The sequence below is a fragment of the Bradyrhizobium sp. USDA 4532 genome (assembly GCF_024171315.1).
GTDB classification, from domain to species: domain Bacteria; phylum Pseudomonadota; class Alphaproteobacteria; order Rhizobiales; family Xanthobacteraceae; genus Bradyrhizobium; species Bradyrhizobium australafricanum.
Genome location: NZ_JALJZN010000001.1, coordinates 2,782,701 through 2,794,751 on the forward strand (window position 1 = coordinate 2,782,701; position 12,051 = coordinate 2,794,751).

8 protein-coding genes are annotated in these 12,051 nt (G+C 65.7%); 4 read left to right on the forward strand and 4 right to left on the reverse strand.

Annotated elements, in window-relative coordinates; translation table 11 throughout:
- Positions 1 to 2: 2 nt before the first annotated feature.
- Positions 3 to 599 (reverse strand): TetR/AcrR family transcriptional regulator, encoded by a 597-nt coding sequence (locus J2R76_RS13440; RefSeq protein ID WP_076833590.1) that lies wholly within the window; start codon positions 597 to 599, stop codon positions 3 to 5.
- 521 nt (positions 600 to 1,120) lie between these two features.
- Here J2R76_RS13440 and J2R76_RS13445 point away from each other — a divergent pair.
- Entirely contained in the window at positions 1,121 to 2,509 is a 1,389-nt protein-coding gene (locus tag J2R76_RS13445; protein ID WP_076833338.1) for a cation-efflux pump, read from the forward strand.
- A gap of 193 nt (positions 2,510 to 2,702) precedes the next feature.
- Entirely contained in the window at positions 2,703 to 5,024 is a 2,322-nt protein-coding gene (locus tag J2R76_RS13450; RefSeq protein ID WP_076833335.1) for a PAS domain-containing sensor histidine kinase, read from the forward strand.
- 9 nt (positions 5,025 to 5,033) lie between these two features.
- Here the strand turns inward: J2R76_RS13450 and mdoH are convergent, their stop codons facing one another.
- The 3 genes from mdoH to J2R76_RS13465 form a co-directional block, all read right to left on the reverse strand.
- Positions 5,034 to 7,154: a glucans biosynthesis glucosyltransferase MdoH gene (gene mdoH / locus J2R76_RS13455; protein ID WP_076833332.1), complete on the reverse strand. Its 2,121-nt coding sequence runs from the start codon at positions 7,152 to 7,154 to the stop codon at positions 5,034 to 5,036.
- On the reverse strand, positions 7,142 to 8,608 hold the full coding sequence (locus J2R76_RS13460; RefSeq protein WP_076833329.1) for a glucan biosynthesis protein G: 1,467 nt from the start codon (positions 8,606 to 8,608) through the stop codon (positions 7,142 to 7,144). Before J2R76_RS13460 ends, mdoH begins: the two co-directional genes overlap by 13 nt.
- A gap of 242 nt (positions 8,609 to 8,850) precedes the next feature.
- Positions 8,851 to 9,747, reverse strand: a complete 897-nt coding sequence (locus J2R76_RS13465; protein WP_076833326.1) for a LysR family transcriptional regulator — start codon at positions 9,745 to 9,747, stop codon at positions 8,851 to 8,853.
- 256 nt (positions 9,748 to 10,003) lie between these two features.
- On the opposite strand from J2R76_RS13465, the gene J2R76_RS13470 reads away from it, so the two are divergent.
- Positions 10,004 to 10,480, forward strand: coding sequence for a formate dehydrogenase subunit gamma (locus J2R76_RS13470; protein WP_076833323.1), 477 nt, complete (start codon positions 10,004 to 10,006; stop codon positions 10,478 to 10,480).
- The gene (locus J2R76_RS13475; RefSeq protein WP_076833321.1) at positions 10,477 to 12,045 is read left to right on the forward strand and encodes an NADH-quinone oxidoreductase subunit NuoF; all 1,569 of its coding nucleotides are present in this window, start codon (positions 10,477 to 10,479) and stop codon (positions 12,043 to 12,045) included. The genes J2R76_RS13470 and J2R76_RS13475 overlap by 4 nt, the downstream gene beginning before the upstream one ends.
- Positions 12,046 to 12,051: the final 6 nt, after the last annotated feature.

Below are 12,051 nucleotides of genomic sequence, written 5' to 3' on the forward strand. Positions count from 1 at the left end.
GCTTATTTGATGAAGCGATCGAGCAGCGCGTCAGCGGTGGCCTGCGACGTGGTACGTGCCGGAGCCGTCTTTGCGACCACGCGCAGCCCCCAAAGGAAACAGATCAGGATTCGGGCGGCACTCGAAGGCTCGACGCCATCGGCCAATCTGCCCGCGGTCTCCGCACGGGAAAATGCGTCCGCCACCCTGGTCTCCATGGTTTTGAAGAAGCTCGCGAAGCGACGACCAACCTCGGCATCCTGGCCGGCCAGCTCCATCGCCGTCGCCACCAACAGGCAGCCACGCCGGCCATTGGCACCGCACGTGCGCTCAACGTAACCGGCAAGGTAGGCCCGCAGGCCATCGACCGGATCTCTGCGGGGATCGAGTTCGTCATCCATCCGGGTCAGGGCATCGGCAATGTAGCGATCGAGTGCGCGCAGGAACAGCGAGTGCTTGTCGCCGAACGCGGCGTAAAGGCTGCCGCGCGAGAGTTTTGTCGCACGCAGCAGGTCCGGGAGTGCCGTGGCGTGATAGCCGCGCGACCAGAACACATTCATCGCGCGTTCGATGGCGGCGTCCACGTCGAAACTTCGCGGGCGGCCACGGGGCGCCTGCATGGTGGTTTGGCGGTTCATTGCCGATATATAGACCAATCGGTCCTTAAATGGCAAGGGCCGCTTTGGATCATTAGCTCGTAGGATGGGTAGAGCGAAGCGAAACCCATCGATTGCATCCGCACGCCGAGATGATGGGTTTCGTGCGCTCTACCCATCCTACGTTACGCGTCGAGATGGCGGCATGAGTTACCCATTCGACACGACGGGCGGTGCAGCGCGCACCCGGCATTCCCTGCGCCCTCTTGTGTCGTGGCGAAACGATTTTGCAAAGCTCGGGCGAAACGCGCCGCGAGAACGCAGATGTTCGGTTGACACGTCGCGCAACACATACCCCGAATGCGAGTCATGATGCGATGCGGTTGCCACAGCTCACTTCAACCACACAACCCTGTGGTTGTGGATTCTGGCTTCCGCCGGGACGACCGCGTGATTTTGGCAAAATCCTGCAATTGCAACTGAGTGGCGATTGCGTTTCATCAACGACACTTGATGTTCACCAACTCCCTGCTAAACCGCCGCCCATGAGCTCTTCCAGCACCAGCGCACCCTCCACCAAGACATCGGTCGCCGCGATCTCGATCCTCGCCAGCGGCAGCATGGCGGTGGCGAAGTTCGTGGTCGGCATCGCGATCGGATCGCTGGCGCTGATCTCGGAGGCGCTGCACTCGTCGATCGACCTGGTCGCCACCATCATCACCTGGGCGGTGGTGCGGGTGTCGGACCAGCCGGCCGACGCCGAGCATCATTACGGACACGGCAAGTTCGAGAGCGTCTCGGCGCTCGGCATCATCGCCCTGCTCTATGTGCTGGCCGGCGGCATCCTGGTGCAGGCCTACAGCCATCTGCGCGAGGGCGCGCCGCCGCCGTCGATCTCGGCCATTCCCTTTGTCGTTCTGGTCATCGATATCGGCGTCAATCTGTGGCGGGCCCGCGCGCTGCACCGCGCCGCGCGCGACACCAAGAGCCAGGCGCTGGCCGCCGATGCGCTGCATTTCGCCTCCGACGTGATGGGCTCGACCGCCGTCATCGTCGGCCTGGTGCTCGCCGGCTTCGGCTTCTGGTGGGGCGATGCCGCAGCGGCGATCGCGGTCGCGTTGATGATCGCCCTGCTCGGCCTGCGCATGGCGCGGGAGACGGTCGAGACCCTGCTCGACCGCGCGCCCGAAGGCGCGCTGGAGAAGGCCACCGCCGCCATCAAGGCCGTGCCGGGGGTGGTCGATGTCGACCGGTTGCGCGTCCGCATGGTCGGCGCGACGCATTTCATCGATGCCATCGCCAAGGTGCCGCGCACCTACCCGATCGACCGCGTCGAGGACATCAAGCGCCGGGCGCAGGCGGCGCTGACCAAGACGTTCGGCGACGCCGACCTCACCTTCACCGCGGTGCCGGTGGCGCGCGACAATGAGAGCGTGCGCGAGCGCATCATGGTGATCGCGCGCAATTCCGGCCTCGCCATCCACCACGTCACGGTGCACGACATCGGCGGCAAGCTGATCGTCGGCATCGACCTCGAGGTCGACAGCGACATGGCGCTCGACGCAGCGCACGACATCGCCCACGGGCTCGAGCGCGCGATCCGCGAGGATTTCGGCGAGGACGTCGAGGTCGACACCCATATCGAGCCGCTCGAGCCGGAACTGCCGTGGGGAACCGACGCCGCGCCGGACCGCGTCGAAGCCATCAAGGCGGCGCTGACCGGCTTTGCCGATGGCGGCGCGATCCATGACATCCACAATGTGCGGGTCCGCAACACCGACGCCGGCGAGGTCGTCAACTTCCATTGCCGCGCGCAGCCTTCGATGAGTGTGATCAAGGTGCACGAAAGCGTCGACGAGATCGAACGCAAACTGCGTCGTGCGTTCCCCACCGTGAAGCGTGTGATCAGTCACGCAGAGCCGACGCGCGCGTAATTCTACGGAGCCGTTCCCGTTTCGGACTCGCTTTGCGCCGCATGATTCTTCCCGGGACAAGAATTTTTTCGCATTAACGAATCGTTGACTCTCGACAGTCCCGGAAATCTGGATTCAAATGATCATGATTCGGATGCATCGTGGGGAGCATCCGAACCGGGTAAAAAATCAGCTTAGAGCGGGGGTCTCAGGCATGGCGCGCGCGCATGCAGCGAACGCGTGCGTCCAATCCGATTCGATCAAGGGATTGGCGCAGTCGATCGCGAAACCGGCCTATCACAGGCTCCTGACGGCCGAGCCTGCACTGCGCCGCGCTGTCCCTACGCTCATCATCGCCTTCCTCATCACGATCTGCCTCGGCGCCTTCGTCCAGGTGATCGACCAGAACCGGCAGAAGCGCGGCGCGATGAAGCGCGACCTTGCTGCACTGTCCGACATCCTCGCCGAACGTCTCGATCGCCTGACCTCGGTGCGGCACGACCGGCTCGCCAGCATCGAGCGGATGCAGGAACTGCTGCCGGACCTGATCCCGTCCTGGGGCATCGCCTACGGCCGCCACGTCATCATCACCAGCGCCGATCACCGCGTGCTGGCGCGCGTGCCGGTCGACGGCGCCGGCGAGAACGACCGCATCCTCGACATCGTCTCCACCGCGCAGCTGCTCGTCGCGCCCGGCCAGCAGGGCACGGTCAGCGACATGACACTGCCCGGCGGCACCGGCGCACTGGCGATCTCGCAGCTCGTCAAGTCGCTGCCCGGCCAGGTCGTCGTCATCCAGGAGATGAACGAGCCAATCTGGGGATCGGACGCGGCGCTCTCGGTGACGCTGTCGGCGACCACGAGCTTCGTCGTGCTGATCCTCGGCTTCGCGTTCCACTGGCAATCGACCCGCGCCCGCGAGGGCGACCTGATCAACGACGCCGTGCGCGGCCGGATCGACACCGCGCTCAACCGCGGCCGCTGCGGATTGTGGGACTGGGACCTGTCGCGCGGCCGGATCTTCTGGTCGCAGTCGATGTTCACCCTGCTCGGCCTCGACACCCGCAACGACCTCCTCACCTTCGGCGAGGTCAACGCGCTGGTGAATTCGGACGACATCAACCTGTTCGACATCGCCGACCAGCTGATCTCGGGCAAGATCGATCACATCGACCAGAGCTTCCGCATGCGCCATGTCGGCGGCCACTGGATCTGGCTGCGGGTGCGCTGCGAGCTCAGCCATGCTGCCGCCGACGGCGGCCTGCATCTGATCGGCATCGCGGTCGACATCACCGAGCAGAAAAGCCTCGCCGAGAAGTCTGTGGAAGCCGATCTCAGGCTGCGCGACGCGATCGAGACCATTCCCGAGGCTTTCGTGCTCTGGGATGCCGACGACCGCCTCGTGCTCTGCAACTCGCACTTCCAGCGGCTGCACAAGCTGCCCGATTCCGCCGTCAGCCCCGGCACCTCCTACGAGACCGTGATCGAGGTCGGCAGCATGCCGGAAGTGCGCACCCGCCTGCACGAGAGCGGCGTCCCGGCGCCCGGCGCCCGCACCTTCGAGGCCCAGCTTGACGACGGCAGCTGGCTGCACATCAGCGAGCGCCGCACCAAGGACGGCGGCTACGTCTCGGTCGGCACCGACATCACCCGCATCAAGGCGCACGAGCAGAAGCTGGTCGACAACGACCTGCGCCTGCGCGCCACCGTGATCGACCTGCAGCGCTCGCAAGCCGAGCTGGAACGGCAGGCCGTCGAGCTCGCCGACCTCGCCGAAAAATACTCGCAGGAAAAAACCCGCGCCGAGGACGCCAACGCCGCGAAGTCGAAATTCCTCGCCAATATGAGCCATGAGCTGCGCACCCCGCTCAACGCCATCATCGGCTTCTCCGAGATCATGGGCAGCGGCCTGTTCGGCACGCTCGGCTCGGACAAATACGCGGAGTACTGCCACGACATCCTGACGTCGGGGAAATACCTGCTCGAGGTCATCAACGACATCCTCGATATGTCGAAGATCGAGGCCGGCCGCATGAAGTTCGACATGGAGCCGCTCGATCTCTCCGGCATCCTCGCGGAGTCGCTGCGCGTGGTCTCTGGCCGCGCCGAGCACAAGGGACTGTCGCTGGAGTCGGATATCGAAAGCACGATCTCGGTCGTCGCCGACCGCCGCGCGGTCAAGCAGATCATCGTCAACCTGCTCTCCAATGCAGTGAAATTCACGCCCGACCACGGCCGCGTGCTGGTGCGCGGCCAGATGCTGGATGACTCGATCGTACTGTTGATCGCCGACAGCGGCATTGGCATCGCGCCGGAATCGCTGCGCCGGCTCGGCAAGCCGTTCGAGCAGGTCGAGAGCCAGCTCACCAAGAGCTACCAGGGCTCCGGTCTCGGACTTGCGATCGCGCGCTCGCTCACCAATCTGCACGGCGGCTCGATGCGGCTGCGCTCCAAGCTCGGCGTCGGCACCGTCGTCCGCGTCACGCTGCCGCGCGATCCGCGGTCCCTGCAGACGAAGCTGCCGGAAGCGGCCTGACGCCCCCCACTACTTCGCAAGCACCCCTTCCAGCAGCGCGGAATCACCGAGCACGGCCAACGTCTCGCGAGGCGTGAGATGGCGGACCGCTTGGTCGAAGCTGTCGCTTGCCTCGATCCGCGCACGCGCCACCGCGAGATGAAGATCGATCTCGCCCGGACCGCCGCGCCGCGCCGGCGGCAGCGACGAGAGATGGCGCTGCAACAGCCCGGAATCCTGCCGCAACGTCGCGAGCGCAGGGGCCGATGCGTGTGCCGGCGACGCCGCCAGCTCATTGGCGCGGACCAGCACGCGTGGCGGCTTAGCTTCCTCCGGCGTCACGAACAGCGCGTGCATCGCCGGCCGGGCGGTCCAGGCGCCGATCGGAATCGCAAACAGCAGGCCAACGATCACCGGCGACATCCACAGCAACAGCGGCAGCGACACCGCCCAGGCGCTTATCGCCATCGCGACACCGCAGGCGGTGGGAACGCCATACTTCCGATACAACTCCCGCCGCTCGACCGCGCCGTCGTCGCGCCGCTGCGTCTGCCAGCCGGCGTCCCGGCCGAGCAGGATCTCGACGACGGCGATCGACTGGAACACCATCATGACCGGCGCGATCATCGCCGAGATCAGCACCTCGGCGAGCACGCCCGTCAGCACCCGGAACCCGCCGCCGAATTGCCGGCGCGTATCCGAGCGCGTCAGCAACAGGATGAAGCCGAGCAGCTTCGGCACGATCAGCAGCGCCATGGTGAGGCCAAATACCCAGGCGGCGAGCACCGGGTCCTGCGCCGGCCAGTTCGGGAACAGCGAAAAACCCTTCGGAAAATATTCGGGCCGAATGAAGCGCGCCTGCAACGAGATCAGGATTCCGAGCAGCAAGAACGACAGCCAGAGTGGCGCGGTGATGTAGGAGCCGATCCCGGTCATGAAATGCAGCCGCGAGATCCAATGCAACCGGCGCGTCCTCAGCACGGCGAGATGCTGCAGATTGCCCTGGCACCAGCGGCGGTCGCGCGCGGCAAAATCCAATAGCGACGGCGGCACCTCCTCAAAACTGCCGCCGAGCATCGGGGCCATGTAGATGCCCCAGCCGGCGCGCCGCATCAGCGCCGCCTCGACGAAGTCGTGGCTCAGGATATGTCCGCCGAACGGCTTGCGTCCGGAGAGCTCGGGCAGCCCCGCCTGCTCCGCAAATGCCTCGATCCTGATGATGGCATTGTGCCCCCAGTAATTGCCCTCGGAGCCGTGCCACCACGCGACACCGGCCGCGACCATCGGCCCGTAGAGCCGGCCGGCGAACTGTTGCAGGCGGCTGAACAGGCTGCGCGCATTGACGATGACCGGCAGCGTCTGCAGCAGCGCCGCCTGCGGGTTGGTCTCCATCGCGTGCGCCATCCGCACCATGGTGTCGCCCGACATCAGGCTGTCGGCGTCGAGCACGATCATGAACCGGTAGGCGCCGCCGAACCGCGTGATCCACTCGCCGACATTGCCGGACTTCCGCGCCGTGTTGTCGGCGCGATGCCGGTAGAACAGCCGTTGCGCGCCGCAGGCCTCGCACAGTTCGAGAAACGCCCTCTCCTCGGCGATCCAGGTATCGGGATCGCGGGTGTCGCTGAGCATGAACCAGTCGAAGCTGTCGCCCCGCCCGGTCGCCTCGACGGACTCGTAGATGGCGCGCAGGCGCGCCATCAATTGATGCGGATTCTCGTTGTAGGTCGGGAGCAGGACCGCGGTCCGGCTCGCGAGCTGCGGCAAGGGACCGTCGTCGCGGATCGGCAAGGCGTTGCCGTTGCGGCGAAGCAGAGCGAAGAAGCCGGCGAGCGCCGAAGCGAACGAAAACGCGATCCAGGCGAGCAGCGCGACGAACAGCACCAGCACCATGCCTTCCATGATCGTCACGCCGCCGACCTGGACCACCATGTACATCTCGTAGGCGCCGGCGCCGGTCAGCGCCGCCGTCAGCATCAGGACGAACGCGCGGCGCATCAACATGCCCGCGCCGACCGACACCGGCGTGCTCACCGCATGCGGCGGCCGGCCGAGATCGGCCGCCGACATCGCAAGCGGGCTCTCTTGTGGCAGGAAGCCGTCGGCCGCCGCGGCGACGTCGGACTGAGGCGACGTGACTATGGCGCCCATCGATAGACCCAGATCTCGGAGAGCGGCTTGTCATCCTGCGCCAGATGCGCACGCAGCTCGACCGGGTCCTTCTTGACGGCGCATTGGAAGCTGAGCCGCCATCCGCCGGTATTCGGATTTGGCTGCGTGACGACATTCGTGATCTCGGACTTCTCGGCCGTCACGACGCCCTTGACGCTGCCGGGATCGATCCCCTTCAGATTGCCCCCGAACAGGTCGAGCACGAACAGCTTGCTGTTCTCGCCATGCGCGCCGATGCCGCTGCGCGTGAAGCGCGCGAGCGAATGCGGCTTCGGCGCGTCCGGCCCCCAATGCAGGCGATAGGTGAAATTGGTCTCGCTCTTGGCCTTGAGCGGCGCCTTCGGCCGCCAGAACGCGGCGATGTTGTCGTGGATCTCTTCCTTGGTCGGGATCTCGAACAGGATGACCGCGCCCTCGCCCCAGTCGCCGATCGGCTCGACCCACAAGCTCGGACGCTTCTCGAAGCGCGATTCGATGTCCTGATAGGCGAAGAAATTCTTCTCGCGCTGCATCAGACCGAAGCCATGCGGATTGACGTCCTGGAACGTGCTGATCTGGAGGTCGCGCGGATTGCTCAGCGGGCGCCACAGGCTCTCGCCCTTGCCGTTGTAGATCGCAAGCCCGTCCGAATCGTGCACCGACGGCCTAAAGTCGTCGACCTCGTTGCGATCGTTGGGCCCGAAGAAGAACATGCTCGTCATCGGCGCAAGGCCCACGTGCTCGAGATCGGCACGCGGATAGAGCGATGCCTCGACATCGAACACCGTGGTCGCTCCAGGCCTGATCGTGAAGCGGTAGCTTGCCGCGCAGCTCTTGCTGTCGAGCAAGGCGTGAATGACCAGCGAGGTCGCGTTGGGCACGGGACGCTCGAGCCAGAACGCCTTGAAGAACGGAAACTCCTCGCCCTTGGCCTCGCCTGTATCGATCGACAGGCCGCGCGCCGACAGGCCGTAGGTCTCGTCCTTCGCGACGGCGCGGAAATAGCTCGCGCCGAGGAAGACGCAGACCTCGTCATAGTAGTCCGGCTTGTTGATCGGCGCGTGGATGCGAAATCCGGCAAAGCCGAGATCGGTCTCGGTGAAGTCAGGTACGGTCTCGCCGAACGAAAACATGTCCTTGCTGTACTTGACTTCGCTGACCTTGCCGTCGGCGACCTCGAAGATCTTGACCTTGTTCTTGTAGAAGAAACCGCGGTGGAAGAACTGCGCTTCGAACGGCAGCTTCGCGCCGCGCCACAGCGCGCGCTCGGACGTGAAGCGGATCGAGCGGTACTGGTCGTAGTTGAGGTCCGTCAGGCCGTTCGGCAATTTCTCGTCCGGCGCCTCGAACGACTTGCCGGCGAGATTGCGCGCAAGCTCCCTGACCATGCCTGGGTTGAAGGGTGCGTCCGTCGCGCTCGCTGCGGCGGCGGCCTGGCGCTGTGGCAAGAACATGAGTGTCGGCAATACGGCCGATCCGTGGAGTAACTGGCGACGATTCAAAGCAGCTCCTGCTCGCTGACCGGGACGCCGCAATGCAACCGCCGAACCGGCGCTGAGTTCCATCTTTGCTGCGAGCAAGCGAAGATTGTCCGCCGGCTGAACACCAGGACTTGCTTCAACGCAACCACACAACGCGTGGTCGGTTGCTGCTGTGCCGGAACCGTGGCGGAAAGGCTACGAAGGAATGCCGAGAGCTACGCGCTCTCGAGCGTCGGCGCCACCTCGCGTGCGACCTGCACCAGGGCTGCGATCAACGGCGTCATCGGATCGCGCTGCGGGATCACGAGGCCAATGCTGTAGTCCACGACCGGATCGACGATCGGAATGCTGCGCACCGTATCCGCAAGGCCGAGCGTCTCGGCGAGCTTGGCCGGCATCACGCTGGCCCAGCGGCCGGTCTTCACGTGGGTGTAGAGCACGAGCAGTGAGTTCGACGTCAGCGTCGGCGTCGCCTCCGCGCCGACCGAGGTCAGCGCGCGATCGATGATGCGGCGGTTCTGCATGTCGGGCGTGAGCAGACAGAGCGGCACGGTGCCGACTTCCTTCCACGTCACCTGCTTGCGGTCGCCGAACATCGCATCCGGCGCCGTCAGCAAGCGATAGCTCTCGTTATAGAGCGGGATGGTGCGGACCTTGCCGATCGGCTCGTTCTCGATATAGGTCAGCCCGGCATCGACCTCGAGATTCTCGAGCAGACCGAGCACATCGGCCGACGTGCACGACTGGATGCGGAACCGCACGTCGGGATGGCGCGCCCGGAACGGCGTGGTCAGCGAGGCCACCATGCCGAGCGCGGTCGGGATCGCCGCGATCCGGATCTCGCCCGACAGCTTGTCCTTGAGGCTGTTGATCTCCTGCTTCATCGCGCGCGCATCGCCGACGATGCGCCGCGCCCAGTCCAGCGTCCGCTCCCCTTCGGGCGTGAAGCCCTGGAAGCGGGATCCGCGCTGCACCAGCATGACGCCGAGGATTTCCTCGAGCTGCTTGAGACTGGTCGACATCGTCGGCTGGGTGACGCCGCACGCCTCCGCAGCCCGGCCGAAGTGCCGTTCCTTGGCCAGCGCCAGCAGAAGTTCCAGCTTGTCGATCAAGGTTCAAATCCCTTCGGAAAACGGCTCCCCAAGCGGCAGCCCAACACGTCCATAGGTAGCACGATCGGGGTGCGATCCCGAAATCCAAAGCGCCCCGGAAGTGCGCGATTCCAGAACATTATTACGATCCCGCATCGATCCATTCGACAGCGCTATTAATCGCGTTTCGCAATCGCCGCATGAGACAGCTTTATTGATGTTTCGAAGGATTCCAACTCTCATGTGCGAAGCAAAAAACTGATCGTGAGAAGCGCTGATGACGGTGGGATACGAAGCTTGGGACAAGGCGCGCGGCGCTGAAATCATCGCCGAGCATGCCGGGCTCGAAGGCGCCACGCTGGTGATCCTGCACGCGCTGCAGGAGGCCTTCGGCTACGTGCCGGAGCCTGCGATCCCGATGGTGGCGGAGGCGCTCAACCTGTCGCGCGCCGAGGTGCACGGCGTCTTCACCTTCTACCATGATTTCCGGAAGCAACCTGCGGGCCGCCACGTCCTCAAGCTGTGCCGCGCCGAGGCCTGCCAGGCCGCCGGCGGCGATGCGCTCGCGGCGCACGCGGAAGCCAAGCTCGGCGTTGCCCTCGGCAATACCACGGCGGATGACCGCGTGACGCTGGAGCCGATCTACTGCCTCGGGCTGTGCGCCACCGCGCCCTCGGCGATGCTGGATGGCCGCGTGGTCGGCCGGCTCGACGAAGCGCGGATCGACGCGCTGGTCGCGGAGGCACAGCGATGACAATGCGGATCTTCATTCCCCGCGACGCCGGCGCGGTCGCCGTCGGCGCCGACGATGTCGCCCTCGCCTTCGAGCAGGCCGCAGCAGCGCGCGGCATGCCGCTCGAAATCGTCAGGACCGGCTCGCGCGGGCTGTACTGGCTGGAGCCGATGGTCGAGCTGGCGACCGCCCAGGGTCGCGTCGCGTTCGGCCCGGTGACGCCGGCGGACGTTCCACCCCTGCTCGACGCGATGGCCGGCAGCGGCCAGCACGCGCTGCGGCTTGGTGTCACGGACGAGATTCCCTGGCTGAAGCGCCAGACCCGGCTGACCTTCGTCCGCTGCGGCGTGCTCGATCCGCGCTCGGTCGACGACTACCGCGCCCATGGCGGCTACAAGGGCCTGGAGCGGGCGCTGACGCTGACCTCCGACCAGATCCTCGCCGACGTCACGACGTCCGGTCTGCGCGGCCGCGGCGGCGCCGGCTTCCCCACCGGCATCAAGTGGAAGACCGTGGCGCAGGCCAGCGCCGACCGCAAATACATCGTCTGCAACGCAGACGAAGGCGACAGCGGCACCTTCGCCGACCGCATGATCATGGAAGGCGACCCCTTCGTCGTGATCGAGGGCATGACGATCGCAGGTATCACGGTAGGCGCCACCAAGGGCTACATCTACATCCGCTCGGAATATCCGCACGCGGTCGAAGCGATGAACGCGGCGATCGTGGCCGCCCGCCGCGCCGGCTTGCTCGGCAAGCGCATCGGCGGCTCCGCCCATGAGTTCGATCTCGAGGTGCGGGTCGGCGCCGGCGCTTATGTCTGCGGCGAAGAGACCTCGTTGCTGGAAAGCCTCGAGGGCCGCCGCGGCATCGTGCGGGCCAAGCCGCCGCTGCCGGCGCATAAGGGCCTGTTCGGCCGCCCGAGCGTGATCAACAACGTGCTGTCGTTCGCGGCGATTCCCTTCATCCTCGACAACGGCGCCAAGGCCTACGCCGATTTCGGCATGGGCCGCTCGCGCGGCACGATGCCGATCCAGCTCGCCGGCAACATCAGATATGGCGGGCTGTTCGAGACCGCCTTCGGCGTCACGCTCGGCGAACTCGTCGACGAGATCGGCGGCGGCACCTTCACCGGGCGCGAGGTGCGCGCGGTTCAAGTCGGCGGCCCGCTCGGGGCCTACTTCCCGCGCGCGCTGTTCGACACGCCGTTCGACTATGAAGCGTTCGCCGCGCGCGACGGCCTGATCGGCCATGGCGGGATCGTGGTGTTCGACGACAGCGTCGACATGGCGAAGCAGGCCCGCTTTGCGATGGAATTCTGCGCGGTCGAATCCTGCGGCAAGTGCACGCCGTGCCGGATCGGCTCGACCCGCGGCGTCGAGACCATCAACAAGATCATCAATGGCGAGCGCGTGGCGGAAAACCTCGCTGTTGTCGAAGACCTCTGCAACACCATGAAATTCGGCTCGCTGTGCGCACTCGGCGGCTTCACGCCCTACCCCGTGATGAGCGCACTGAAACACTTCCGGGAAGATTTCGGCGGAGATCTAGGTCCCGCACCGGCCCGGCTGCAGGCCGCGGAATAGCAAGGA

What these genes read in the sequence shown, in the direction of transcription:
- J2R76_RS13440 (WP_076833590.1), bottom strand. Translation starts at nt 599, where the DNA reads ATGCAGGCGCCCCGTGGCCGCCCGCGAAGTTTCGACGTGGACGCCGCC.
- J2R76_RS13445 (WP_076833338.1), top strand. Translation starts at nt 1,121, where the DNA reads ATGAGCTCTTCCAGCACCAGCGCACCCTCCACCAAGACATCGGTCGCC.
- J2R76_RS13450 (WP_076833335.1), top strand. Translation starts at nt 2,703, where the DNA reads ATGGCGCGCGCGCATGCAGCGAACGCGTGCGTCCAATCCGATTCGATC.
- mdoH (WP_076833332.1), bottom strand. Translation starts at nt 7,154, where the DNA reads ATGGGCGCCATAGTCACGTCGCCTCAGTCCGACGTCGCCGCGGCGGCC.
- J2R76_RS13460 (WP_076833329.1), bottom strand. Translation starts at nt 8,608, where the DNA reads ATGTTCTTGCCACAGCGCCAGGCCGCCGCCGCAGCGAGCGCGACGGAC.
- J2R76_RS13470 (WP_076833323.1), top strand. Translation starts at nt 10,004, where the DNA reads ATGACGGTGGGATACGAAGCTTGGGACAAGGCGCGCGGCGCTGAAATC.
- J2R76_RS13475 (WP_076833321.1), top strand. Translation starts at nt 10,477, where the DNA reads ATGACAATGCGGATCTTCATTCCCCGCGACGCCGGCGCGGTCGCCGTC.